Origin of the sequence: Nonomuraea cypriaca (assembly GCF_015645445.1) — a bacterium.
GTDB lineage: Bacteria > Actinomycetota > Actinomycetes > Streptosporangiales > Streptosporangiaceae > Nonomuraea > Nonomuraea cypriaca.
This window is the reverse complement of sequence record NZ_JADOGI010000158.1, coordinates 1-25,265: the sequence shown is the minus strand read 5'-3', so window position 1 is coordinate 25,265 and position 25,265 is coordinate 1. Positions and strand designations below refer to the sequence as shown.

Genomic DNA, 25,265 nt, shown 5'->3' with positions numbered 1-25,265 from the left:
GGGTGGGGGGCCGACCGGTGCCACGCGTGCTCGCCGTGGTCCCCGCGGCGGCGGTCGGGCTGCTGGTGGGCCAGTACGGCGCGATGATGACGACATGCCTGGCCTTCGGGTTCACTCCCATATGCGCGCCCGACGGCGGGACCGAGGCCCTCGACGGCAGTTGGGGCTTCGCCGGAACGTACCCTGTTTTCCTGCTCTGGGGCTGCTCCCTACTTGCCGCCACCGTCGGCCATCTGCACACCCGCGGCCCTCACGGCCACAACGTTACTGGCCAACGGGGATCAGAAGACCGGTAGCGTTATCGGAACTCGGGGCGCGATGGCCAGGAAGCGGCAGGGTTGAGATGTGCGGCAGCGCCTTTGCTGACCATGCCCGCCGCTCTTCAGGTTGAAGGGTGTCAGAGGGTGGGTCAGGACTGGCGGGAGGTGCTCACCTACATCAGCGCCTCGCCCGTTTCGCGGGCCGGCGCACGTATGGCTGTGGGTCGTCGATGGCGCCCTCGCCCGCTCGCCTTTCTCCTGCGCGTTGCCCGCTGACGTGCGGATTCAAACCCGGGGTTCCTGGGTGCCGCACGGTCACCCTGGACTCTAGGATCCGACATACGGTGACGAAATGGACAGCAGTAAGCTTCTTGGTGACTTCCTCCGCACCCGTCGTGAGGCCCTGGCGTCCGTCTGCTTCTCTCGCGGACCGGGTAGGGCGGAGGTGGCCATGCTCGCGGGGATCAGCACCGCCGCCTACACGCGCCTGGAGGACGGGACGGAACGCCGTCCCTCCGAACGGGCCCTCGGACGCCTGGCCCGGGTGCTGCAGCTGAAGCCCCCCGCGAGAGAGCAAATGTGGGCACTGGCCCGTCCGCTGCTGTGCCCCGGACCGGAGGGGGCCGCGGGCAAACCGGTCAGCCCCCACCTGCGGCGGCTGATCGACGGTTGGACGGACACGCCCGCCCTGCTCTGCGACCGCCTCATGAACGTACGGGCCGCCAACTGCCTGGGCACGGCGCTGCTGGACGGGCTGGAGCACGCCGACAACCTCTTCAGGCTGGTGTTCCTGGACCCGGCCGCGCCGGACTTCTTCCAGGAGTGGTACCACATCGCCGGCGCCGCGACGGACTCCCTGCACGCGGTACGGACCGGGGCCGACGATCCCGAGCTGGCCGCGCTGGTCGGCGAGCTGTCCGAGCAGAGCCGTGACTTCCGCCGGTTGTGGGCCGGGCACGACCTGGTCACCGACGCGCACCGGTTCAAGCGCATGCGCCATCGCGAGATCGGCGACGTCACGTTGCTCTGCGACGTGTTCGACGTGCAGCGCCTGCCCGGCCATCAGCTCATCGTCTTTCAGACCGAACGCGACAGCCCGTCCGAGCACGCGCTCGCGCTTCTGGGCAGCCTCGCCGTCACAACGATCTGAGCCGAGTCATCACTATCAGGGATGCCGTCGCCCAGCGGGCGTTGATTCCGAAAGGAGAACCGTGACCGTGATCCACTGCCCTCGATCCGTCCGCGGGCGTTGCACGGTGATCGTTTCACTGCTGGCACTGGTCGTCCTCGCCCCGCTCGGAGCCACCGCCGGCCTGGCCGTCCGCCACATCGCAGCTGAACACCTCTACGCGCAGGCCGAGGACGTGGCCGGCCAGTGGATCGCCGCCGCGCGCACCGCCCCGTCTGCCGCCTTTCCCGACCCGCTGCCCGCCTCCGGCGACGTGAGCCTCATCCAGATCATCGACGACCACGGCACCGTCCTGGCCACCAGCGCCGCCGCCCGTGGCCGGGCCCCGCTCACGAGCCTCCGCCCCACCCCCGACGACCCGGTGAAACACGTGTCCGACGGCCGGTACATGGTGGTGGCCGTCCTCTCGGGCTCGACCCCGGTGGTGCTGGCCGCCCGCGACATTCCCGGCGTGCTCCGCGGCCATCGCCTCGAATACCTCCTGGCCGGCCTGGTGCTCGCGCTGGCCGCCGGTGCCGGCACCGGCACCTGGGCCGTCGTGGGCCGGGCGCTGCGCCCCGTCGAGGCCATGCGCGCCCAGCTGGCGCAGATCACCCTGGACAACCTGAGCCGCCGCCTCCCGGTCCCGTCCGGGCACGGCGAGCTCGCCGAGCTGGCCCATACCGCCAACGGAGCCCTCGCCCGCCTCGACGAGGAGGTCTTGCGGCAGCGGCGCCGCCTCGCCGCGCTGGAGGCACGCGTCCCGCAGCCCGCCGCAGGAGGGGAGCCGCGCCACTCGCACCGCGAGCCCGCGGCCGGGCAGTGCCGTGAACCCGCGCGACCCGCCGCAGAAGCCGCCGAGCTCGCGCGGAACAGCAAGCACAAAGCCTCGAAAGCGCGCACGGCGACCGCCGCCGTGCCGTAAGGACTGGACCGGCCGTTCCTGGGGGAACGGATATTTATCTATAAATGGAGTTGAAATGGACAGCGGCAAGCTACTCGGCGAGTTCCGGTAAGACTGCTGTCACCCGCTACACGGGATTGCGTTAGTGGACTGCGCCTGCCGAAAACTCCATCCGTGCAGGTCAAGCGGCATGTGAGTACTCGTGGAGGATGCCGCCGAGTCTCGTCGGCGTATGTTGAGGTCGATGATTCGTTCGGGGCCCGTGATCGGGTCCATGACGGTACGCAGCGGGGCGGCTTGGTTCAGGGCTTGATGGGCTCGGTGCCGGTTATAAAACAGTTCGTACTCGCGTAGGGCGTGCCGCAGGTGGCGTCCGTTCCAGATCAGGCAGCGGTCCAGGAGTTCGTGGCGGCAGGACTGCACCCATCGCTCCATGATCGAGTTCATTCGTGGCATCCGGATACCGGTAAGTACGGTCTGGATACCTGCGTCGGCGAGGATCTCGTCCATGAGGGCGGGGAACTGCCCATCCCGGTCTCGGGTCAGAAAGCGCGCCCGGCGGCCCGCATCTTCCAAGTCCATCACGAGATTCCTGACCGCCTGGACGACCCGGCCGGCGGTCGGGTGAGCGGTGGTGCCCAGCACGCGAATGCGCCTGGTGGCGTGCTCGATGACGGCCAGGATGTACGGGCGCTGCCCGTTCAGGGTGACGGTCTCGATGAAATCGCCGGCCAGCAGAGCGTGGGCTTGCGAGCGCAGGAAGTCGGCCCTCGTGGTGGATGCCCGCTGGGGTGCCGGGTCAAGGCCTTCTTGCTTGAGGATCTCCCAGACCGTGGACGGCGCGACCTTGACGCCGAGTGTGGCGAGCTCACCATGCACCCGCCGATATCCCCAGCCGGGGTTCTCCCGGACCAGGCGCAGGACGAGAGCGCGGATGGAGCGGACCGTGGGCGGGCGCCCCGGCCGCTTCGGCCGGCAGGCACGGGCGTGACGCCGTTTCATCAGATGGCGGTGCCAGCGCAGGACGGTGTCCGGCCGGACGAGGAGCCGCAGTCGGCGCAGGACCTCGCGGGGCAGCGAGGTCAGGAGCGCAGCGAGAAAGGCTCGGTCCTCAGGCGCGAATCTCACTCTGGTGTCGGCGCCGAGTTGGCGTTCAAGGACGGTGATCTGGTGGCGCAGGGCGAGAATCTCGACGTCCTTGTCCCGATCGCCCATGGGCAGCAACCGCAGTGCGGCGAAGGCGTTCGTGACGGTGAGGTAGGCCAGGCGAAGGAGCACGACTGATCATCCTGCCGCACGCGTTTCCGTCTCCTGGGTGGCCGAAGTTCGCGCCGCCACGCGAAGTCCTCACATGGTCATGACCTGGGCAGATGTAATTTTCGGCAGGCGCAGTGCCCCCGCTGGTCTCGGCGATCTGCCGGGCGATGGCAAGGCCCAGGCCGGTGCCGCCGGTGTCCTTGTTGCGGGCGGCGTCTAACCGGGCGAACCGCTGGAAGACCAACTACGCTTGGAGTCGACCACGACCACGCCGCCCCGGCCGATCACCAGGTGGTCCAACTGCGCGGTATTGCATCTGATGCACGATCCGAAGGGCCGCAAGCCGCCGATCTCGGACAATGCCCCGCCTGCTCGCCACCGTACACCAAGCCTGTGACATGCAAGTTTGCTAGGAACTTCCCGTCTGATGCAAGATTCGTGCACTCAGCGGGAAGGATGTGTGGGGTGTCGAACGGTGCAAGACCGCCTATAGCGGGTGCGGCCCGGCTGGAGCTGGTGGACGGGGTTGCCCTGCTGCATCCCGAGGACGCGGTCTTCGAGGCGATGCTCAGCGGGTTCGCTAAGCAGCAGCGGGGTGGCCGGCGGCTCGACAAGAAGACGGTCAAGGGTCGCGACGGGCAGCTGCGCCGGTTCGCCACGTTCACGAACGAGTACCCGTGGAACTGGACGGCCGCGCACATGGACGAGTGGATGGTGTCCCTGATCAGCGAGAAGGGGCTGTCCCACTCGACGCTGCGGTCCTACCAGCTGACGGTGCGGCTGTTCTGCGACTTCCTGATCAGCCCGGCCTACGAGTGGGCGGCCGAGTGCGAGAAGCGGTTCGGTACGCACCCGGTGCAGATCTGCCACGAGTGGAACACCGTCCAGCACCTGACCGACTACGAAGGCCAGGGCGAGAGGCGGCCGTTCACCCGGGAGGAACTGCAGAAGTTCTTCGACTACTGCGACGACCGGATCGACGTCGCCGCCCGCAGCCGCCGCAAAGGCGCCCTGGCCGCCTACCGCGACGCGACGTTGTTCAAGGTGCTCTACGGCTGGGGCTTGCGCCGCAACGAGGGCTGCAAGCTCGGCCTGGTGGACTTCCACCGCAACGCGGCGGCGCCTGAGCTGGGCCGGTACGGGATGCTGCAGGTCCGCTGGGGCAAGGCGACGAAGGGCTCTCCGCCGCGGCGGCGGAACGTCGCCAGCGTGATGCCGTGGGCGGTGGAGGCCGTCGAGGACTACGTGGTCAACATTCGTCCGCGGTTCGGCGTCCCGGACCACCCGGCTCTGTGGTTGACCGAACGCGGGGGCCGTCTGCAGCCGCGCGAGGTCAACGACCGCTTCACTTCCTACCGCGACGCGATCGGCCTGCCGCCCGAGCTGACTCCGCACTCGCTCCGCCACAGTCACGTCACGCACCAGATCGAGGACGGCGCCGACCCGAAATTCGTGCAGGACCAGGTCGGGCACCGTTACGCCAGCACGACGGCCATCTACACGGCGGTCAGCGGTGACTTCATGAACACAATGATGCGCAAGGCCCTGGACCGGGCCTTCGAACGGGACGCGGACTGGGGAGGCACCGGATGACGGCCAAGCTGGACTACACCTGGCGGCTGCGCGAGATCATGGCCGAGCAGGGCATGTTCACCACGGCGGCCCTGCAGCCGCTGCTGGCCGAGCGCGGGGTGACGCTGTCCACGAGCCAGGTCTATCGGCTGGTGACGGAGAAGCCGGAACGGCTGAGCCTGAAGGTCCTGATGGCCCTGATCGACATCTTCGGCTGTCCCATGGACGACCTGATCAGGCCGACCGTCGCCGCCAAGGCCACCCGCTCCAAGCGCACGGCTGACGGCACCGAGGCGGGCATCGGCACCTTCCGCCCGAAGCGGGCACGCATCACCGGCCCGGAGAAATGACCACTGCACCTGCTGTTCCGCTGCCCGAACCGGACGACATCGTCGTCTCCGTCATGGCCGGCATCGAGCCGGACCTGGCCGAGGAAGTCGTACGCCAGGCGGTCGCCGATGCCGCCGCGTCCCGTGCCAAGCGCCGCCGCCTGGCCCGCGCCCTCACCGACGACCCGGACCTGCTGATGTCCGGCCATCCCGAAGGCCCGGCCGTGATCGGCGACTTCGTCCGGGCCCTGCTCGCGCACGGCTCGCGCCGGGCCGTCCTGCCGAAGTGCCCCGAATGCGGCAGCACGAAGAAGCTGACCAGCTTGCGGGCCGACGGCAAGCGCATCTGCCAGCCCTGCGACCACAGGATCCGCGCCTCGTCACTGAGTTGTGTCGAGTGCTCCCGGCCGGCCCGGATCTATCGCCGCACCCGCACCGGCGAGGCGATCTGCCGCGACTGCTTCACACTGCCCGACGGCGACCCGGTCGACCTGATCACCGCGGCCGTCAACGCCGTCGCCCAGGACGCCGATCCCGCGGCCGTCCGCCGGGCCGTCGAGTCCGTCGCGCCGGTCGGCAACGTCTATCTGATGTTCCGGCTGCTCTGGAAGATCGAGGACACGCCGGGCCTGCTGACCGGCGAGGGAGCCAAGGGGTCCGCGCGGGCCGCCCGGCTCATCACCGCGCTCACCGACGCCGGCGTCTCGGTCACCGCCCCGGCCTGCCCCTGCTGCGGCGAGGTCCGACCGCTCTCCCATGTGCTGAACGGCAGTCGCTGCTGCCTGACGTGCTATCGCAAGTCCAACTCCGCGCCCTGCGGACACTGCGGCAAGGAGAGGGCGGTCGCGACCCGCCGCGAAGACGGAACCCCGCTGTGTTCGGTCTGCATGCGTCACGAGGCCGACCGGGTGATCACCTGCGTTCTCTGCGACCGGGTCCGTCCCATCGGGCGACGGACCAAGGACGGTCCCCTCTGTCGCGCTTGCTTCCGGCCGACCCTGCGGATCTGCTCGTTCTGCGGCAAAGGGCCGCGACGCTGCTACCGGGCCGCGACCGGGATGCCCCGCTGCGACACCTGCTCACGCGCCCGCCGGACCTGCCTGGGCTGCGGCAAGAACAAGCACGCCGCGGCCCGGACCGAGGACGGTCACCTCTGCGAGACCTGCTGGCAGAAGAACCCGATCTCCTTCAACCCCTGCCGGCTCTGCGGGACGGTCGAGTATCTGCACAGCTACGGCCGCTGCCACTCTTGCGTCCATGACCAGCAGGTCCGCCAAGCGCTCTCCCGCGACGGTGCCATGCGCCCCGGCCTCCAGCCGGTCCACGACGTCCTCGTCGCCGGCGGGGCAAAGGCCGGACTGAGCTGGCTGGAACGGCCCAGTGCCCGCACGATCCTCGACGCGCTCGCGGACGGCACCTGCCCGCCCACCCACGAGGGCCTGGACGCGCTCCTGCCGAACAAGTCCGTGGCCTTCCTGCGGGCCGCCCTGGTCACCGCCGGTGTCCTGCCCGCACGCGACGAACGGTTCGCGGCCCTGGAACAGTGGATCGCCTCGGCGACCGAGGCCGTCCCGGACGACGGCGAACGCAAGCTCGTCCGGCGCTTCGCGACCTGGCACCACCTGCGGCGCCTTCGGCGCCAGGCCGCGAAGAAGCCGGTCACCTCAACCCAGGCGACAGCGGTCCGGGCCAGCATCCGCGCCGCTGTCGCCCTGCTCATCTGGCTGGGCGAACATGGCACCGACCTCCAGCACTGCACCAAGGTTCACCTGGACGAGTGGATCGACGGCGGAACCACGACCCGCTACGACGCCCGCGGTTTCCTCGAGTGCATAGGACTCTCTACACAACTGCCCGCTGCGGTTCTCACGGAGCTCTTGGGAATCAGCCCCGAGACCGCCACCGCCTGGACCCAGGAAGGCGGCCACTGGGCCCGATACGCCGCAACCGTCCCCGCCAAGTCGACGTCTCGATAGCCTCTTCCTCGAAGATCATGTCCTCATCGTCCACCGCACAGAACCCGCCTACATGGCCATCGCCGAGCGTGACGGCAGATCAGTCCGTCTCTTCTCGGACGTCCTTGCCTTGCTCGGCGAAACGCTTGAAGTCCTGCATGTGCTGTTCCGACTGCTTGCGGAAGGCGCCGGGCATCAGAAGCCCCACCAGCCGCATCAGCAACCCCTCGAACCGGAACTCGCTCTCGCTCTCCCACAGCGTCGCGTCCGGACCGGTTTCGATCAGCCGGTCGCGCTGGGCCTGCCACATGCCCTCGGCGGCAATCTCGCGTTCGTAGTGCACGACGACCGAGCTGGGTACTGCATGCAGGTCCGCTGGCTCCAGGCGCGTGATGGTCTCGGTGGCCTCCATCCTTTGCTTGCCCATCTGGAACACGACGCGCGAGGTGGTGCCGACCTGGCCATGCACCCCCTTCACCGTCTCGTGCAGCACCAAGCCACGCAGCCACTTCGGCGTCTGCGCGGGGTCGGCGATCAGCTGGAGCACCTCGTCGCGAGGCAGCGCGATCTCAAGCGAGGTGGCGTACTTCATCGCGCGTCCCCGGTGGGCAGATAGAACGCGGTGGTGGCCTCGACCGCGGCCGCGACGTGGCCCGGTTCGCCGCCGCCGGCCAGGTGAGCCTCGCCCCAGGCGGCGGCGCTGCGCCGGCTGAACTCGCGTCCGGCGGGCGATGCCCTGAACTCCTCGTGGTCAAGAACCTCGCCGTCGCCCAGGAAGCTGGCGAGGGTGAGGAGATGCAGGTCCCAGCCGACGCCGCCGGCACCGGGACCGTAGGTCGGGAACATGGGCTCTCCGACGGCCGCAGCGTGGACCAGTTCGAACTCGGTGTCCCCGGCCGAGCCAGGAGACAGGCGCACCTCGACCTCGCTCGTGCCTGGCCACTCGTCCGCGCCGGGCCCGAACATCCAGGACACCCGCAGCAAGCGCGGCGGCTCGCACCGGAGGATCTCGCCATGCTCGCCGCCGTCCAGCTCGAATGCCCCGCCGAGGCGCAGGTCGCCGGTGACCGGCTTCATCCAGCGACTCAGTCGCTCGGGGTTGGTGATGGCGTCCCACACGTCATCGAGGTACGCGTCGTAGCGACGCCTCAGCTCCATCGTGTAGGCCTCACCGGCGGGCAGGGTCGCCGTGCCCATCTTCCGGCGGGCCGCGGACAGTTCGTCGAGTACATCCTTCATCGTCATGCTCCGTTCGGTAGGGAACCCCTCGTGCCTACGCTTCTTCGTTGGGCCTGCCGGGCTCGTCGTTGGCGGGTTTCCGGGTAATACGCCTGCCGCGGGCGAGCTCGGTCTCCAGTGCGTCGAGTCGCTGGTCCCAGAACCTGCGGAACCGGTCCAACCACGCGTCAACCTCGCTCAACGGCCCGGCCTCCACGGCGTAGAACCGACGAGCCCCCTCAGCCCGGACCGACGCGAACCCGTTCTCACGCAGCACGCGCAGATGCTGGGAGACAGCCGGCTGGGAGATGGCGAACTCCGCCCGGATGATCTCCGTGATTGCCCCGGAGGTCTGCTCACCGTCGGCGAGCAGCTCCAGAATGCGTCGGCGCACGGGGTCACCGAGTATGTCGAAGGCGTGCACGACAGCGACTATACCGGACTTTGCTTATATAACACATCGCTGATTCTTAGCGTCGCACTGGCGTTCACACAAGCCGACGCGCATCACGTCCTGCTGCTACAGGCTGCCCCCATGTCGGCGCCAGGCGCCAGATGCTGGTCCCGTTCACTCCGATAAGAACAACCTGACTCATTCCGCAGGTTCTGTTAGCCGCAGTTACCAATATTCGCCTTCGACCGCGGCAGCTGCCGGTCATGCAGCACCGCGTACCCGGCCAGCTCCAGCGCACGCAGCCGGCGCGCCGTGGCCCGCGCGCCCTTGCGCCAGGCCGCCGCCGGCGGATGCACCCGCCAGCGCTGGAACGTGTCGGCCGCCGCCGCCACCGCGGCGGCCGCCAACCCCACCCACCAGCTCCACGCCCAGGCCGCCACCGCGAAGGAGGCCACCGACAGTGCCAGCCGTACCAGCAGCCGGCGCGGCCGCCCTGCCCGCCACTGCGTGCGGTACTGCGCCGGCGCCCGATGCTCCCGGACGTGCCACCAGGACCTCCCAGGCCGGATTACCATGGCAAACGCCCTCACGGTACGCAGGCGTCACCGCCGGGGTCTGGAGAAACACCGGACCCGGCATGACAACCCAGCCCTATGCCAGCCGTACACGTGTTCGATACAGTGGGCCCACCCCTGCAACATCCGTCGCTCGTCCGCGCTCAACACGAGCGCACGTCGTGGTTTGCGCGCCATCCCTTCTTTAGACGACGAAACTCAAAACCTGGACACTAGCCCGTTTTCCGCACGTGGAGGTGTTTGAAGATCGCCGAGCTGTGGTGTTGATCTCGGTGGTCGGCACGCTATGACCTTGGGCTCGTGAGACGCGTCCCATTTCCCATGATGATTTTCAGCACGGCTGCAAGTTCTGCCAGCGGGAACTCCGGTGGCCCAAGGCCGGGCGTCATCTCAGTACGGTGTCACTGCCGGGTCTCGATCGCGATCCCCGAGAAGAGGCCGATGCCGGGGATGTCCACGCTTGCCTCCTCGGCCGCCGGAGCCACGTCGGTGAAGACGTTGTAGAAGGACGCGGTCTCGCCGCTCGTCCACGCCCGGCCGCGCAGGTCCGAGCAGAGGCAGCCCGTGTCATTGCTCGCGGTGGCATGCCTGCCGCCGGTGGCCGGATCGATGAGAACGACGGCATCGGTGCTGTAGGTGGGGACCATCTCGTTTTTCCCGAAAGCGGAGCCCGGCTCCCACCTGCCGCCCGCGGCGTTCGCGGAAACGAACTTCACCGACCATTCCAGTGTCACGGTCTTGCTGTCGCGGCTCAGCGAGTCGATCCGCACCTGCAGGTTGTAGCCGTTCCTCGGCACGTCCCGCTGAGCCAGCGCGCTGCCCTGCGACGAGCGACCGCCCAGCCCTCCCGGCCACAACACGACGAGCAATATCGCCGCCGTCACCACGACGGCGCCCAGAACCGCGGCCGCGGGGATCCATCGCCGCCGCCGCCGACGCAAGGCCTCAGCGGCGATGATCGCCCCGGCCCCGTCGACAGGAGTCCAAATGTCCTCGACGACTTCAGTGGCGCTCTGGACCGTCACCTGTTGCCGGCCGAGCAGCCGGTCCAGCAACTGCTGTGCGGAAGGACGGCGGCTGGGATCCTTCTCCAGCGCCTGCTCCACGAGAGGACGCAGCCGGTTGTCCAGGCCGTCCAGCCCTGGCGCATCGTGCACGATCCGGTACATCAGCTCAGCGGCGCCGCCCACGCCGAAGGGCGGCCTGCCGGTCCCCGCATAGGTGATCACGCCGCCCCAGGCGAACACGTCGCTCGCGGTGCTCACCCGCTCTCCTCTGGGTTGCTCCGGTGACATGTAGGCGGGTGTGCCGATCAACGACTGGGTGCCCAGGGTGTCGGCGAGTTGAGCGATGCCGAAGTCGATGACGCGGGGTCCGCCGAGGGGGCTGAGCAGGATGTTGGAGGGCTTGAGATCGCGGTGGATCACTTCGGCCTGGTGAATGGCGGCGAGGGCGGTGGCCACACCGACCGCGAGCGCCTCCAGGTTGGCGCCCGCGAGCGGCCCCTGCGCCTCGACCACGGCAGCCAGGTCGGGACCTTTAACGTATTCGGTCACGAGGTACGCTAGCCCGTTGTCCACCCCGGAATCCAGCACGGGCGCGGTGCAGAACCGTGCCACCCGCCGGGCCGCCTCGACCTCCTGTTCGAAACGCCGCCGGAACTCCTGCTGGAGTGCCTTGTCCGGCTTCATCACCTTCAGCGCGACACGCCGCCCCGAGGGATCACTCGCTAGATACACCACGCCCATACCGCCTTCGCCGAGCCGCCGGACGAGGGTGTAGGGGCCGACGGCCCTCATAGACGTGGTCCTGCCGTCAGCATCCATGCGGTCAGCCTTCCCGATCTTCGGGCCGCCCGCAATCACAGAAACAGTGCTGATATCTGGTGATCGGTGCTTGCCGCGGGCTCGACCGCGACGCCGTGAACGCCGCCCTCACCCTTCCGCACCACAACGGCCGGACCGAAGGCGTGAACACCCGCACGAAGAGGATCATGCGGCAGATGCACGGCCGTGCCGGGTTCGACCTTCTGCGCCACCGCATCCTGCTGCAATGAAGATGACTCAACGCCACCACCGATTACGGGACAGAGCCGAAAACCGTACAGTCCCCGCTCAACGAACTAGGCTTCGGAAACTGTGACGGAGTTCGTTGTAGGTAGCCGTAGCCGCGCCGAAAAGGGGTTAGAGGTAGTCATCGATCGCCCAGACGGTGGGAAAGCTCTGACGTCAGGTGGGCCGTCCCTCGTCGAAGTTCTGGATCTCGTTTCGGCGTTGAGCACCCTTCTTGACGTTGTCAACGTCGGGTGGAAGATCTACGAGACGATCGTGGAGGCTCGGTCGTCACCAGGACAGCGGACTATCCCTCATAGGGCTGCTGAGGATCTGTATATTCTCATAGCAGACAAGGAGGATCTGAGGCAGTCTGTGGAGGGTGTGGTCCAGCGTAGGGACCTCGACCTGGCGTCGATACGGCTTCGGCATGTATCGATGAACTCTCCACTCACGATGGAGCTGGTTACGTCTGGCGTAAGTGGCGCAGACGTCATCTCCACGGTGGTGTACCTCTTCAAGCATCCCGACAGGATCAGCGCGTGGCTCCCTAAGTTACAAACCTCCTGGTACGACGGACGGGCCGAAGCCGAGAAGGCTAAGAAGGCGTACGAGAAGCTGCGCAAGGCTCGAACCGAGATGCGTGAGCTTGACCGCTGATCACGCGCTGCCCAGCTCACGGTACAGATCCACATCGACGACTCCATCGGGGAGTTGCTCTGCCTCTTCGGCCTCGACCTTGGTGCGGTCGAGCTTCATGCGTAGTCAGTTTGTGTCCTGTCTCAGGTCTGGGTGCCGTCGACGCGGGTTTGTCTCAGTTAATCTTGCCCGGTGTTGTCCTGCCCGCGGAGGCTGGTGACGTAGGCGCGGAGGGTCGGGTAGGCGACGGCGCTGCCGTATTCGTCGGCGAGGCGTGTCCATATCGCTGCGACTGTGATCCGAGGGTTCGTCTCGATCATCGTGTCTATGTGGTCGTGGAGTCCGGTCAGGCCAGCGGGCTCGCGGTGGATCTTCTTTCGCTTGGGCGGGTCGGCGCAGGCGAGCGCCTTGATGATGGTGCGGTGTCCGACGTGGTGCTCGCGCAGATCCCGTACGACTGCCAGCGCCTACCCGCACCTCCCGACTTCACCCCAGCCGCTATTCCGTCACTCCAGTGACTGTTGTTTCGCGGAGAGTGAAGCTACTTCAGGTGGTCGTGATCCATCCGGCGAACGTGAGAAGACCCAGCTCGCAGGCCAGGTGGGGGGAAGTTAGGGGAGCTCTAGCGAACTCAACTCAAGAACTGTTGCTCACCCAACACCCGCGTGGCTCTGGCCCCGACCTAAGCGTTCTCCGACCTAAGCGTTCTCCGCACGCCATCGGTACCCCACTCAACACCGACGATCAGCATCCGCTCCAGATCCGCCCGCCCAGGCAGGTGGTGGGTTGAGGCGCGTGATGGAGTAGAGCCGCCAGGCGTCGTAGAAAACGGATCACGCGCCCGAGGCGGGCGGCCGGCCCGGCCTAGGCCGTTCGTCCCCGTACAGCCCCAGCAGCTTCTGCCACGGCTAATCCGATTATCGGAACTCCAAGGATGATTCCGAAGATCGGGCCAGGAAACGAGGCGGCCGCCAAGAAGTCTGTTCTGATCAAGGCATAGACGACGCCGACGATGCCACTCGCCGCGAGCAGTGCTGCGACGATCAAGGATCTGCGCTCCCGAGGCACCGCGAACGCAGCGATTGCCAGGACGGCGACAGCGATGCCCGGCCATGGCGCGAGCCCAGCCTGCAACGCCCCGCCCATGGCCATAACGACCACGAACACGACGAGCGTTGCGGCAGCCAATCCAATTGCCCGCATGGTCTTGAACCTCGCCATGGGCTTACCTCTCCCGGTTTGTTTCCGACGGCTGGGTACTGTCGGCGGTCTGCTCCTGGTCCGGGTCGAACCAGGCACACAGAATCGTCGTGTCAACGAGCGCTACCGACCCCTCAGGCACACCCAGAATCCGCTCGATGGCCCAGGTAAAAGCGGCGAAGATGCGCTCAACGGCGGGGACTTCATTGACGTAGACCTGGTCGGCGAGCTCGTCGTTGAGGTCTTGAAGCAGAGTCGCCACGACACGGCTGGTCATCTCGAGATCGGAGATCACGAATACGCCTTCGCGCACACCCTGCGCGACGATGACCTGCAGCAAACGCGTGAGGTGATCGATGATCCCCACTCGGGCCTTCTGGCGGACCCGGACATTGCCGTCGGAGTACCAGACCCGCAGAGTGCTCACGAGCGCCTCGTGCTCCTGGCCCTTGCGCACGGTCAACGCGGCGAAGACCTTGCGTAGCCGCTCGGTGGCCGACAGCTCGGGGTCGACGGCAATCGGCGTGAGGAAGGCCGCCAGTGCCTGGCCGAAGCGTTCCACCACGGCCAGCAGCAGCTCATGCTTCGATCCGAAGTAGTGATAGAACGCCCCCCGGGAAGTGCCCACGTCCTCCAGCACATCCTGGATGCTCATCTGGTCGTAGCCGTTAGACTCGATCAGCCGTTGAGCAGCGTCGAGGAACTCATCGCGGCGGCGCGCATGAGCCTCCACGTTCACCGTCCGAGCCATATGCCCTTCAAGGGGTGTAGGGATGTGAGATGAGGCCGTCAGCGTCGACGCGTGAGCGCAGGTACTCATCGAAGGTCACGGTGCCGCGGTCGTCGTCGGTCAGCAAGTGGTCACCGATGCCGAAACCCGCGCCGAGTCTGCCCGGCACGGGAATCGTGACGACCCGGCGTCGCTGGCGCGCCGCGGCGAGGTAGGCGCGCATCAGGTCCTCCATGCTCTCCACCCGCGGCCCACCGAGCTCGCGCACCCGACCACCCGGCGGCCCCAGGACCAACGTCGCCATCCGCGCGGCGACCTCGCCCACATCGACCGGCTGGAGCAACGACCCGCGCAGCACAACGGCGACCAGGCCCTTCGCCAGCCGCATCAAATACATCAGAAGCAGATCGTGGAACTCGGTGGCCCGCAGCACGGTCCACGGCAACCCCGACTCCTCGACCACGCGCTCGGCCTCCAGCTTCGCACGGAGAAACCCGAAAGAGGCCTGATCAACACCCACGATCGAGACGTACACCAGATGCGGACGCGCGTCCCCTAACGCCCCCACCAGCCGGCGAGTCTGGGCGACATCGCGCCTGGGCCGCCAGTAATCAGCCGCACTCGCGCAATGGGCGATCACATCCACACCATCGACCGCGTCGGCGAGCCCCTCGCCTGTCTCCAGGTCGCCCCGCACAAACCCCGCCCCCTGCGGCGCTCGCCGACTCAGCACCCGGACCTCGGACAGGCCATCCAGCTGCTGCACCAGCACGCGACCCAGCACACCCGTACCGCCCGTAACCAGCACTCTCATCGCACAGCCGTCCCTCGTCGTAACATCTGCAGTCAATGATAGACCGTCAATCGGTTTATTAATACTGCCCGCCCTCGTGTGCGGTCTCCGGGGGCTCGTCCTCAGAGGGCCGGGAACGAGCTGGGCCCGACCGTCAAAGACTCTGACGATTACGTTGAGTGTGCGGAGCGATACGCATCATGAGTGACGAGGCAGTTCCCCAGCAGTTCAGTTACGACCGGCAGGATCCCGGGTTCTGGGCGTATGAGTTCGATCGGTATGTGAGCGCGGAGATGACTGCCACCCGGGTCGGACGGCACGAGGAGGCGCTGGACGCCGCTGATGAGGTGCGCCGCGCGGCGGCCCGGGTGCAGACCACGATCGTGGGCAACGCCCGCCGGGCAGGGACGAGCCGGTTGGCGATCGGCCGGCCGGCCGCCCTCACCAAACAGGCCGCATGGACCCGGTGGAAGGGCGTGGAGTCCGCGGGTCCGACACTGGCCGGCCTGGGGGCTCACCTGGTCGTGGTGGTCACCATCGGCATGCGCCACGTCGATGACGACAACCCTGAGCACGGTCTGGACCTGGCGGCCTACCTGCCCTACAGCTGGGCATGGGTCGACGCCGTCGCCCGGGACTCCCGCATCGAGCCTCTCCTGGAAGAATGGTAGGACCTGCATTGGAACGAAGCCCTCGTTTAGCCCTTCCGTGCGAGGTCGGCGGGGGTGTTCTGGGGGCCGTTGACGAGGTTTCTGGTGCGGATGCAGGTGGGCTGGATTCGGGGTCTGGTAGCCGGGGTGCTGCTGGCGGGTGCGTTGCGTGATGGTGATCTTTGTGTCCGGAAGTCCTCAGTAACGGACAAGATCAAAAATTGGCTTCGAGGGTGGTCGTCGACCTCTCGGAAGCGTCCGAAACCCCGACCGGAATCAATGTCGTAAAAACAGCCGTCACAGAGCCGGGTTTCGGTACAGGATCGAGGCTATGAGCCTCCCCGTGCATCCTCTCGCCGGCGCCCGGCCAGTTCTTTGACCACCGCGCCCAGTTGCCCGGTGAGCCTGCTCCTCCGAAGCTGGTACCGCTCGAGCAGCCCGGGGACCTGCTCACGGCGCGTCTGCCGACGCGGAGATGCTGGCCGAGGCACTGGCCGTGCTGGCGCCGGATCAGGCTCGCGCCGTGACTGAGGCGTGCCTGCCCCGAGGCGCGCGGCCACGCTTCGCGATCGACGCGACCCCGTACCCCCGGCCGGACGCCGAGTGCTCGCCGGGCCGCTGGCATGTGCACCACGACGCCTGCCGCTGTGACGGCACCTGCAAGACGATCCCGGGCTGGGAGTACCAATTCGTCGCCGCCCTTGGGCAACTGCGCTCGGCGTGGACGGCGCTGGTGGACGTGGCCCGCACCACCCACGGCACCCGTCTGGCCGTCACCGCCGAGCAGATCCGTGCGCTGATCGGCCGCCTGCAAACGGCCGGGCAGGCCGCAGGCGCGCTGCCCGCCCCAGTCGCGGTCCTGGATGCGGGCTACCCGGCCACTGCGCTGACCACCGCGCTGACCGGTATGAACGTGCACCTGGTGGTCCGGCTGCCGGCCAAGAACGTCTACTACCGCGACCCGCTCACCTGGCCCGGCAAGGTGGGGCGGCCCGGCAAGTTCGGGCAGCGGATCAAGTGCGTCGACGATCCCCAGCCCGAACCCGACGAGGAACTTCTCCTGCCCGACACCAGCCGCTACGGCACCGTGCGCCTGGCCTGCTGGCGGCACGTCCACCCGAAAGTCCACGGCGACCGCACCTACTTCGCCGGCTGGGACGGCGACCTGCCCATCATCAAGGGCAACCTGGTCCGCGTCCAGGTCGAGCACCTGCCCGACGGCCGCACCCCACCCACCAGCATGTGGCTGTGGCATGCCGGACCCACCATCCTGGCCCTGGATGAGGTCTGGCGGGCCTACCTGGCCCGCTTCGACGAAGAGCACACCTTCAAATTCGGCAAAGGCACCCTCGGCCTCATCGCCGCCAAGCTGCGCACCCCCGAGTAGACCGACCGGTGGGTCTGCTTGGTAATGGCCGCGTTCACCCAGCTCGCCCTCGCCCGTGACCTGGCCGAAGACCTGCGCCGCCCCTGGGAGAAAGCCCCAGCCCCAGAGCGGCCGCTCACTCCCGGACGGGTGCGCCGAGGCTTTCGCAACATCCAGCGCCTGCTCGGCACCCCCGCCACTGTTCCCAAACCCACCAAGGCCGGACCCGGAACGCCCCAAAGGATCATGTTCCGGCCCAGCCCCACGCCACCCCCGGTGATGACCTGATCCACCAGCACCAGGTCAGAGGTTAAAAGACAAGCTAGGACCGGTACCGCTCAACGTAAGGGGTCGCCGTCCTTTTACGTGTTCACCACGGTCGGAGATGTCCACGAAATGTCCCCGACCAACCCGAATGGTCCAATATCGACCGTCGACTCGTCGACCGAGACACTAACGATCTAGCGTTGTTCACCCTGTGGCGTCCGCGGTCGAAGAGCACGGCATCGGGAGCACCGTTGCGTGCGGGCCGTGGCGATCGAGCGGGCGGGGGCCCAAGCGGTCACCCATGCCTGCCACTTCAAGCGCCGCGCAGCCAACCACGTGATCACGAAGTGGTCGCTGGAGCGGTCAGGCCGACCAGATCGGCGCTTACCTGCCAGAGCCGGGCCGCAGCGGCCTCGTCGTAGCTGCACTTAGAGGATCTTTTGGGTTTGCCGTTGGCGAAGTAGCCGCCGGTCACCTGCTCAAGACCGGGAGCGGACGCCAGGTGAACGGACGTGGCGGCGCCCTGGGCCGGGGCCTTCATGAAAGGCCGCATGAAGGGGGCGAACAGTCGCTGGACGCGGCCGGGGTCCTCGGCTCCGAAAGATGTCGACACCACGCCGGGATGCAGCGCATTGGAGGTGACGGAGGTGGCCTGCAGCCTCCTGGCCAGCTCGTAGGTGAACAGGACGTTGGCGAGCTTGGACTGGTTGTAGGCCCGTGCGCCGGAGTAGGACCGTTCACCCTGGAGGTCGTCGAAGTCGATGTGCCCCATGGCCTGCGCGTTGGAAGAGACCGTGACGACGCGGGCCGGGGCGCTCTGCGTCAGCCGGTCGAGGAGCAGGCTGGTGAGCAGGAACGGCGCAAGATGGTTGAGGGCGAAGGTGCGCTCGAGCCCGTCAGCGGTGACGTGCCGGGTGTTCCAGTACCCCCCGACGTTGTTGACCAGCACATCGATCCGGGAAAGGCTCTGGAGCACCTCGCCGGCCAGCCGCCGTACCTGCGACTGGGAGGACAGGTCCGCGACGAACACGTCCACCTGCCCGCCGCCGGCTGCGCGGATCTCGCGAGCCGCGCCCTCGGTGCGCCCTCGGTCCCGGCCGATGATCGCGAGGCGCGCACCCATCGTGGCCAGGCCGAGGGCGGTCGCCCTGCCGATGCCTGCGGTGCCACCGGTGACCAGCACTGTCCTGCCGGCCATCGGCCCGTTGTGGATCTGTTCCATGTTCGTGCTCCTTCGGTGTATGTGGCACCGGCTGGATCACCGAGAGGGTCGTCACCGCGCAGCGCCGGGCTGCGAACCTGAGTGCTCGGATGCGATTGGTGACCTTCGTCAGCTTGGCCATCAGAAGCGGCGGTAGACGACGATCTTCAGCGTGGACGTCAATACGGACAGCGGGAAGGCCAGGTAGATCTCCTGGGCGATCCAGAAGTGATCAGAGTCTGCCAGGGTCGGAGCGAACGGCCGGCTCTCCGCTCGGGGCGGCGGGGCCGCCGGGGTCGTCACCGCCGAGATCGAGCCGGAAGGGCGGGTATCGGTCGGTCATCAGAGCAGCGTAGCCAGCGACCCGCAGCGCCCAGCGGTTCATCCCGAGGATGACGTCGAACAGTGGCCGGGGGTACTGGCCGGCGGCTGCGAGCAGGATCCCCGCGACCAGGACGAGCACTCCGACCACACCGCCGCCGCCCCAGACCCATGCCTGGCCGCCGGCCCACCAACTGAGCCCGCCGCCGAACAGGATCCCGAGGATCGGGATGTGCGGGACAGCCAGTACCCACTTCACCAGGACGAGACCGCGGTGCAGCCGCGCCGGGTACTCGACGTCCAGCCGGGCCGGGTAGCCGGGAACCTCCGCCAGCGTGAACGGCGGGTAGCGGTCGGTGCCCAGCGCACAGTAGGCGTAGTAGCCCACCCGCCAGCTCCACCGCAGCACGCCGACATTGAACTCGAAGATCGACCGCGGGTACCGGCCGGTGACCACGATCGCGACCAGCGCGACGAGGCTGAGCAGCCAGAAGCCGATCCATAACGGGACCAGCATCAGCGCGTGCGGCACGATCAGCAGCCATTTCACCAACCACAGCCAGCGGGACAGGGGGCCGTCCGGCCGGGCATGCACCCGGATCGGGTACGGCCGGTCCTCGGGCGTGGGGGCTCGCGTGGTCAACGGGATCGTCGAACTCATGGTCGCTTCCTCTCTTGTCGGCGTCTCTTGTCAGCGTCGGCGGGGCAGAGATCGCACGACCTCCGCTATGGTGTGCGCCTCACATGTTGATGAGGCTTTCCGCACCGCGATGTAGGCGGGGAACGTCGGCGTTCGCTCAGACTGTGATGGCGACCTTCCCTCGTGCCATCCCGGCTGCGAGGTGGCGCATGGCCTCCGGTACCTGGTCCAGCGGGTAGGTTCTGTCGATACTCGGCGTCACCTTGCCCGCCTCGATGAGATCGGTGAGCCGTTCGAGGTCGATCGAGCTCTCCTTGGGGATGAAACCAGTCAGCCGCTGGCCCACGAACCGTGACAGGGCCAGGGCTCGCAGCTGCCGGCCCATGCCTCCTGTCAAGTTTTCGCCTTCCTCGCCGCCGACGAGGACAGCCGTCCCGGTGGGCGTGAGCGCACGGCGCAGCCGTGACAGGCCGGGGTTTCCCGCGATGTCGACGATCAGGTCGTAGTGGTGCACGCCGTCGGCGAAGTCGTCGCGGGTGTAGTCGATGACATGGTCGGCACCCAGGGATCGCACCAGGTCGAGTTTCGTGGTGCCGCACACGCCGGTGACCTGCGCGCCGAAGGCCTTGGCCAGTTGCACGGCGTAGCTGCCGACGCCGCCCGACGCACCGGTGATCAATACCTTCTGCCCCTGCTGGACATTGCCGACGTCGCATACAGCCCGCAGGGCGGTGATCGCCGAGACCGGAACCACCGCGGCCTGCTCGAGGGTGGCGTTCACCGGCTTGCGGGCCAGCTTGTCCTCCCGGGCGGCGGTGTATTCGGCGAAAGCTCCTTTCCCGAAACCGAACACCTCGTCTCCGGCGGAGAACCTGGTCACCGCCGAACCGACCGCGACGACCGTGCCGGCGACATCTCCCATGGCCACCGGGTTCTTCGGCCGGCGGATTCCGAAGCCGAGGCGGAGCAGATACGGCCGGCCTGTCATCAGATGCCAGCTGCCGCGGGACAGACCTGCCGCGTGTACTCGCAGGAGCACCTCGTTGTCGGCGACCTTCGGTCGGATGATCCGCGCGAGGCGCAAAACCTCGGCCGAGCCGTAGGTGTCCTGCACGATCGCCCGCATCGTGCTTCCCGCCGTCGCCGTACTGTTGCCGTCGCCGCCCATCGCAGCGTGCTGCCGTTGAGATCTCATGACCGCTTCCCTTCGTATGATGGTTTTCTTCAAGCGCGCCGTCCGGGCCACCTGCGCCGCCGAGTCCGGCCTCGACCGCCGCCGGCCCACCAGAACCGAGTCGATCGACCCGACAGTCGACGAGATCCGCCGACTCATCAACACCTCGATCACCTCACGCGCATGGTGTTCGACTTCCCGGCACCGTTCGGGCCGACGAACCCCGTTGATGCGACCGGCCGCCACGTCGAAGGTCATGTCTTCGACGGCGATTCGCTTGCCGTACTGCTTGGTGATAACTGAAACCGTGATCACGGGCGGACTCCGAGCGTGTTGTGTGGGTGAGGTGGCCGCCTGGACGAGTCGGTTCGAGGTTCGCTCTACGGGGCGGTGTCGAGGGGCGCGATGGAGATCACTTCGATGTTGACCGACGTCAGATGGGCCAAGACTCCGTGCAGGTGAGCGGCGTCACCCATGTTGCCGACCAGCCGGGTGACGCCGTCGCTTGCATGGTCGATGGTGAAGTCGTCGAGGAGCGGCCGCAGGAGCCGAGCGCTGACTCGGCCTCGGATCACGATCTCGTAGGTGGTTGGCTGGGACATGCCTCGATCATCACGATGAGGGGCATGACGCGGCCTCACACGGCTCGCCATCTCACCCGGGTGAGATCCAGGCTGTAGGTTCTTGAAAGTGACCGCGATGTGGGGGATGAGCCTGGCGGCTACCAAGCTGCGCCCACCCCTGCCGCCCGGTCAGCTTGTTCGCCGGTCCCGACTCGACGACATCCTCGACTCCGGCATCGACGGCCAAGCCCGCTTGGTCTTGGTGAGCGCTCCGGCCGGCTCAGGCAAGTCAACCCTGCTGGCGTCGTGGTTGGCCGGCCGGCCCGAAGCTGTTGCGTGGCTGCAGGCAGAGGAGAGCGATTCGGATCCGGCCCGGTTCTGGTCCTACCTGGTCGAAGCCATCGGGCAAGCTCACCCGATCGCCGCAAGCGACTTGAAGCCGGTCGTGGTCGGTTCGAATGGCGACGACCTCGTCGTTGTAACCGCTCTTGTGAACGCGCTCGCCGAAGTCGCCAGCCCGCTCGTTATCGTCATCGACGACTACCACCTGATGGACAACGGCAGCGTGCAGCGAGGCATGGAACGCCTCATCGATCTCTGCCCGCACCAGGTCACCATCGTGCTGTCCACCCGGATCGATCCGCCCTTCCGGCTCGGTCGGCTACGGGTACGCGATCAGATCGCGGAGATTCGAGGCGCCGATTTACGTTTCGACACCGACGAGGCATCCGGTCTGCTCGGTTCTGCGGTGCAATCGCTCGACCGAGCTCTTCTCGATCAGCTCTGTGGCCGCACCGAAGGCTGGGCTGCCGGACTCGTGCTCGCGGGTCTGTCTCTTGAACGGGCTACCGACCCCAGCGAGTTCATCGAAGCGTTCCGGGGCGACGATCAACTCGTTGTCGAGTATCTCCGCGACGAGTTCTTCGTCGCGGTTGATGTGGACGATCGCCAACGCCTCCTGGAGACATCGATCCTCGAACACCTCAGTGGCGCCCTTGTCGATTCCGTCACCGGCACAGCCGGCGGTGCGAAGTGGTTGAGCGACACCGCAAGCGTGAACCAACTCCTGATCGGTCTCGACCGCACCCGCATGTGGTTTCGCTACCACCACCTCCTTCGCGATCTGCTTCGGCTCGAAGCACAGCAAGCGTTCCCGGAGCGGATACCCGGCCTCCACGCACGCGCCGCGGCGTGGTTTGAATCCCACGGCGACCATGGCCAAGCAATCGTCCATCGGCTTGCCGGCGGTGACGTCCATGAAGCGGCCCAACTCCTGCTCGTCCACGGACCGCGGCTTCTTGCCAGTGGCCAGATCGAAACCCTCCGGGGTTTCCTCGAACAACTTGGCGACGTGGCGAAAACCATGACGTGGTGCGCTCTGCTTTATGGCTGGTGCGAATACATCGGCGGTAGCTATTCGCGTTCGGAGTATTGGCTCGGCATCATGCTCGACGTGGCGCCGGAGGGCTTCGACCAGACCCCGGCGATCTCCCTGCGGATGAACATCTCGCTCGCCCGAGGTGATGTCGCTACTGCGCTCGACACCGCTCGACAGGTGACCGCGACCGATCGACTGATGTCATACTCGTGCGATCTCGCGACCGCTACTGGCGCGGCCTACGCCTGGGCGGGGCAGGCCGACGAAGCCAGACGGGCCCTGCGGTTCGCGGCAGAGAAAGCCGCGGCCGAACGGTTCCGAACAGCACACGTCTTAGCCCTCGTGTACCAGGCCATTGTGGAGTTCGAAGACGACTCCGCAGCGAGCGCTCAGACTGCGGCGTCCACAGCAGTCGACACTGCACAAAAGTTCGGGCTGGCCGCCTACCACGGTGTTGCACCTGCGTATGCGATTCGAGCGCGAACCGGCGGTGACCCCGCTCGCGCTCACGCGGACGCGTTGCACGCTCTGAACTTGGCCAGACGGGCGTCCACCGATCTTGCGCTTGGTTTCGTCCTAACGGCATGCGGTGACACGCTCATCGGCTTGGGTGATTCCGCCGGACAACCGCTCCTTGCAGAAGCCCGGTCCGTCTTCGCTCGGTGCCCCGACCCTGGCATTGCCGGTCGATACTTGACTCGCACCGAATCTCGCCACGGCATCGCTGAGGTGAGCGGCAGCAGAGTCGCCGTGCTCGTCGAGCAACTGACGGAGCGGGAGATGGCCGTCTTGCGGTACTTGCCCGCGAATATGTCGCAACGCGACATCGCGTCGGAGCTGTACGTGACGCTCAACACCGTGAAGACACACTGCCGCGCGATCTACCGCAAACTCGGTGTCGGCGACCGCAAAGCCGCAATCCAGGCCGCACGCGACCTGCACCTCCTCTAGTACGGCAGCCGGCGCGCCCACAGATCGAGGAGGTGATCGTTCAGCGACCATGACCTGATCAGAAGCTCGTCGTCGCCTGCCTGGTGTGAGTCCGGTCCGGGTAGTCGCCAGGGAGCCCGGTAGGGCCACCCTCTCAAGGCGCCGCGGTCGAGATGCAGCGAGGATTGACGGCTTCCCGCGGGCTACTTTGCCGGATCGCTGCTCTCAGCCCATTCCAGTGAAAGTAGCGATCTGCCGGATCCGCGTGAAGGGTGTCAGAACTCGGCCCAAGGCGCTGACCTGCGCATTCATGATGGCACCACGTTCGTCAGCCAGCTCGCTGGTACTCGTTGATCAGCCGGCCGAGGACTTGGCGGCGCTCGATCCGGCCCGTCGGCAGCGGGATCACGTCGGAGTCGCGATCAGTGGGAGCTCGGAGGCCGAGGGAGCGGTGCGGTCGGTGGCGATTGTAGTGATCGGCGTATTCGTCCAGCACGGTACGAAGGTGCCGCTCGCCGAAGATCAGCAGTCGGTCGGTGCACTCCGTGCGGGCGGTCCGTACCCATCGCTCGGCGAATGCGTTCGGGCGAGGCGCCCGCGGTGGGATCTTCAGCACGTGGATGTCGTCGCCTGTGAACACCTCATCGAAGCTGCTGGTGAACTTCGTGTCCCGATCCCGTATCAGGAACCGGAACCCGCCGGGCCGGTCTTGCAGATCGGTGAGGAGGTTACGGGCTTGCTGGGCAGCCCATGCGCCATCAGGGTGGGCGGTGACGCCGAGCACGTGCACGAACCGGGTGCCGACCTCCACCCCGAACAAGACGTACAACCGGCGCAGCGTGACGGTGTCCACCGTGAAGAAGTCACAAGCCAGCGTGCTTGCAGCATGGGTGCGGAGGAAATCTCGCCAGCGGTCGTCGGCCCGTCGCGGTGCCGGACCATGCCGCGCTCGTTTCAAGATTCGGCGGATCGTCGCGCTGCTCACTCGATGGCCCAGATGGCGCAGTTCGCCACGGATGCGCTCGTAGCCCCAGCGCGGATTCTCCCGTGCCAGCTTCTGGATCAATGCCACGACCGCCGGATCGGTCGCAGGTCGTCCCATTCTTCGGTTCGGGTGGGTCCAGTGGCGTGCGACCAGACGCCGGTGCCAGCGCAGCAGGGTACCCGGCGTCACCAACCGGTGGGCGCGCAGCACCGCCGGCAGTCCGCGGGCCAGCGCTGACAATACCGCTCGATCTGCCCACGACAGTCTCGGACGACCCACCTGACGGCGCAGGATTGCTACCTCATGGCGCAGTAGGAGGATCTCCATGTTCTTGGAGGCGTCGCTACGGGCCAGCAGCATCAGCCAGCCCGCAAGGCGACAGAAGATCATATAGAAGAGACGGAGCGTCACGAGCCTCGAGCATGCCCGACCCCGACCACTGCTCCGACCAGGAAGCCAAGACAAACCCGCAGCTCACAACCGTGTACGGAGTATTGACATCCTTCACGCCCGGCGAGCCGCTCGGGCAGACCCCGCCGGGACCAGCGCAGGAGGAACGCGTACACCGCCTCATGCGGCGGGAAGTCGATCGGCAGGGCCCGCCACTCGATCCCGTACCGTAAGCATTCACGCCATGCGCACCGGGTGACGATACGGCTGGATGCGTGACTGTCCGTCACTTTGATCGATTGTCTGGATGATGATGTGATCTTCCGGTGTCCGGCTTGGAGGAGATGTCCCGCGA

At 67.1% G+C, this 25,265-nt stretch carries 25 protein-coding genes and 1 pseudogene; 11 read left to right on the top strand and 15 right to left on the bottom strand.

Translation table 11 applies throughout. From position 1 onward, the window contains the following. The 3 genes and pseudogenes from ITP53_RS37985 to ITP53_RS37975 form a co-directional block, all read left to right on the top strand. Window positions 1-296, top strand: a pseudogene (locus ITP53_RS37985) (hypothetical protein); the annotation flags it as partial. Between the two features lie 316 nt (window positions 297-612). Beyond that, on the top strand, window positions 613-1,410 hold the full coding sequence (locus ITP53_RS37980) for a helix-turn-helix transcriptional regulator (protein WP_195900300.1): 798 nt from the start codon (window positions 613-615) through the stop codon (window positions 1,408-1,410). 106 nt (window positions 1,411-1,516) lie between these two features. Continuing rightward, on the top strand, window positions 1,517-2,353 hold the full coding sequence (locus ITP53_RS37975) for a HAMP domain-containing protein (RefSeq protein ID WP_195900299.1): 837 nt from the start codon (window positions 1,517-1,519) through the stop codon (window positions 2,351-2,353). Between the two features lie 99 nt (window positions 2,354-2,452). Here ITP53_RS37975 and ITP53_RS60625 read toward each other — a convergent pair whose 3' ends face one another. Next, window positions 2,453-3,610: an integrase core domain-containing protein gene (locus ITP53_RS60625; protein ID WP_207757018.1), complete on the bottom strand. Its 1,158-nt coding sequence runs from the start codon at window positions 3,608-3,610 to the stop codon at window positions 2,453-2,455. 444 nt (window positions 3,611-4,054) lie between these two features. On the opposite strand from ITP53_RS60625, the gene ITP53_RS37965 reads away from it, so the two are divergent. Genes ITP53_RS37965 through ITP53_RS37955 form a run of 3 tightly spaced genes read left to right on the top strand, consistent with a single transcriptional unit; the run spans window position 4,055 to window position 7,466 of the window. Further along, complete coding sequence (locus ITP53_RS37965; RefSeq protein ID WP_328817079.1) at window positions 4,055-5,182, top strand: tyrosine-type recombinase/integrase; 1,128 nt, start codon at window positions 4,055-4,057, stop codon at window positions 5,180-5,182. Next, complete coding sequence (locus tag ITP53_RS37960) at window positions 5,179-5,511, top strand: helix-turn-helix domain-containing protein (RefSeq protein WP_195900297.1); 333 nt, start codon at window positions 5,179-5,181, stop codon at window positions 5,509-5,511. Before ITP53_RS37965 ends, ITP53_RS37960 begins: the two co-directional genes overlap by 4 nt. Beyond that, window positions 5,508-7,466, top strand: coding sequence for a hypothetical protein (locus tag ITP53_RS37955; RefSeq protein ID WP_195900296.1), 1,959 nt, complete (start codon window positions 5,508-5,510; stop codon window positions 7,464-7,466). The genes ITP53_RS37960 and ITP53_RS37955 overlap by 4 nt, the downstream gene beginning before the upstream one ends. 79 nt (window positions 7,467-7,545) lie before the next feature. Here ITP53_RS37955 and ITP53_RS37950 read toward each other — a convergent pair whose 3' ends face one another. The 6 genes from ITP53_RS37950 to ITP53_RS61760 form a co-directional block, all read right to left on the bottom strand. Then, window positions 7,546-8,037, bottom strand: a complete 492-nt coding sequence (locus ITP53_RS37950; RefSeq protein WP_195900295.1) for an SRPBCC family protein — start codon at window positions 8,035-8,037, stop codon at window positions 7,546-7,548. Continuing rightward, entirely contained in the window at window positions 8,034-8,690 is a 657-nt protein-coding gene (locus tag ITP53_RS37945; protein ID WP_195900294.1) for an SRPBCC domain-containing protein, read from the bottom strand. The genes ITP53_RS37950 and ITP53_RS37945 overlap by 4 nt, the downstream gene beginning before the upstream one ends. 28 nt (window positions 8,691-8,718) lie before the next feature. Next, window positions 8,719-9,087, bottom strand: coding sequence for an ArsR/SmtB family transcription factor (locus ITP53_RS37940; RefSeq protein WP_195900293.1), 369 nt, complete (start codon window positions 9,085-9,087; stop codon window positions 8,719-8,721). A gap of 185 nt (window positions 9,088-9,272) precedes the next feature. Continuing rightward, window positions 9,273-9,632 carry a hypothetical protein gene (locus ITP53_RS37935; RefSeq protein ID WP_195900292.1) on the bottom strand — a complete coding sequence of 120 codons (360 nt, stop codon included), beginning with the start codon at window positions 9,630-9,632 and terminating at the stop codon, window positions 9,273-9,275. 401 nt (window positions 9,633-10,033) lie between these two features. Continuing rightward, window positions 10,034-11,431, bottom strand: coding sequence for a serine/threonine-protein kinase (locus ITP53_RS37930; protein WP_207757017.1), 1,398 nt, complete (start codon window positions 11,429-11,431; stop codon window positions 10,034-10,036). A 62-nt stretch (window positions 11,432-11,493) separates the two neighbouring features. Continuing rightward, window positions 11,494-11,670, bottom strand: a complete 177-nt coding sequence (locus tag ITP53_RS61760; RefSeq protein ID WP_236051597.1) for a hypothetical protein — start codon at window positions 11,668-11,670, stop codon at window positions 11,494-11,496. 100 nt (window positions 11,671-11,770) lie between these two features. Here ITP53_RS61760 and ITP53_RS37920 point away from each other — a divergent pair, with 100 nt between their 5' ends. Continuing rightward, entirely contained in the window at window positions 11,771-12,343 is a 573-nt protein-coding gene (locus ITP53_RS37920) for a hypothetical protein (RefSeq protein WP_195900290.1), read from the top strand. Window positions 12,344-12,651: 308 nt separating this feature from the next. Next, window positions 12,652-12,840, top strand: a complete 189-nt coding sequence (locus ITP53_RS37915; protein WP_195900289.1) for a hypothetical protein — start codon at window positions 12,652-12,654, stop codon at window positions 12,838-12,840. A gap of 346 nt (window positions 12,841-13,186) precedes the next feature. Here ITP53_RS37915 and ITP53_RS37910 read toward each other — a convergent pair whose 3' ends face one another. From ITP53_RS37910 to ITP53_RS37900, 3 genes are read right to left on the bottom strand one after another with little or no spacing between them, the layout of a single operon-like run. Then, a complete protein-coding gene (locus ITP53_RS37910; RefSeq protein WP_195900288.1) occupies window positions 13,187-13,543 on the bottom strand; it encodes a hypothetical protein in 357 nt (118 codons plus the stop codon). Window positions 13,544-13,547: 4 nt separating this feature from the next. Next, entirely contained in the window at window positions 13,548-14,261 is a 714-nt protein-coding gene (locus ITP53_RS37905; protein ID WP_195900287.1) for a TetR/AcrR family transcriptional regulator, read from the bottom strand. A gap of 19 nt (window positions 14,262-14,280) precedes the next feature. Then, entirely contained in the window at window positions 14,281-15,066 is a 786-nt protein-coding gene (locus ITP53_RS37900) for an SDR family oxidoreductase (protein ID WP_195900286.1), read from the bottom strand. Window positions 15,067-15,245: 179 nt separating this feature from the next. On the opposite strand from ITP53_RS37900, the gene ITP53_RS37895 reads away from it, so the two are divergent. After that, window positions 15,246-15,716, top strand: a complete 471-nt coding sequence (locus tag ITP53_RS37895) for a hypothetical protein (RefSeq protein ID WP_195900285.1) — start codon at window positions 15,246-15,248, stop codon at window positions 15,714-15,716. 454 nt (window positions 15,717-16,170) lie between these two features. Continuing rightward, window positions 16,171-17,082, top strand: a complete 912-nt coding sequence (locus ITP53_RS37890) for a transposase (RefSeq protein WP_236051590.1) — start codon at window positions 16,171-16,173, stop codon at window positions 17,080-17,082. A 586-nt stretch (window positions 17,083-17,668) separates the two neighbouring features. On the opposite strand, the gene ITP53_RS37885 is transcribed toward ITP53_RS37890, so the two are convergent. The 4 genes from ITP53_RS37885 to ITP53_RS37870 all read right to left on the bottom strand — a co-directional run bounded on the left by ITP53_RS37885 (window position 17,669) and on the right by ITP53_RS37870 (window position 21,266). Next, window positions 17,669-18,550 carry an SDR family oxidoreductase gene (locus tag ITP53_RS37885; RefSeq protein WP_207757016.1) on the bottom strand — a complete coding sequence of 294 codons (882 nt, stop codon included), beginning with the start codon at window positions 18,548-18,550 and terminating at the stop codon, window positions 17,669-17,671. A gap of 211 nt (window positions 18,551-18,761) precedes the next feature. After that, window positions 18,762-19,511 (bottom strand): DUF4389 domain-containing protein, encoded by a 750-nt coding sequence (locus tag ITP53_RS37880; protein WP_195900283.1) that lies wholly within the window; start codon window positions 19,509-19,511, stop codon window positions 18,762-18,764. A 136-nt stretch (window positions 19,512-19,647) separates the two neighbouring features. After that, window positions 19,648-20,979: an NAD(P)-dependent alcohol dehydrogenase gene (locus ITP53_RS37875; RefSeq protein WP_328817071.1), complete on the bottom strand. Its 1,332-nt coding sequence runs from the start codon at window positions 20,977-20,979 to the stop codon at window positions 19,648-19,650. 65 nt (window positions 20,980-21,044) lie between these two features. Continuing rightward, entirely contained in the window at window positions 21,045-21,266 is a 222-nt protein-coding gene (locus ITP53_RS37870; RefSeq protein ID WP_195900282.1) for a hypothetical protein, read from the bottom strand. A gap of 97 nt (window positions 21,267-21,363) precedes the next feature. Here ITP53_RS37870 and ITP53_RS60615 point away from each other — a divergent pair, with 97 nt between their 5' ends. After that, complete coding sequence (locus tag ITP53_RS60615; RefSeq protein WP_328817082.1) at window positions 21,364-23,556, top strand: helix-turn-helix transcriptional regulator; 2,193 nt, start codon at window positions 21,364-21,366, stop codon at window positions 23,554-23,556. A 307-nt stretch (window positions 23,557-23,863) separates the two neighbouring features. Here ITP53_RS60615 and ITP53_RS37860 read toward each other — a convergent pair whose 3' ends face one another. Beyond that, window positions 23,864-24,931, bottom strand: coding sequence for an integrase core domain-containing protein (locus tag ITP53_RS37860; RefSeq protein WP_195900280.1), 1,068 nt, complete (start codon window positions 24,929-24,931; stop codon window positions 23,864-23,866). Between the last annotated feature and the right edge of the window lie 334 nt (window positions 24,932-25,265).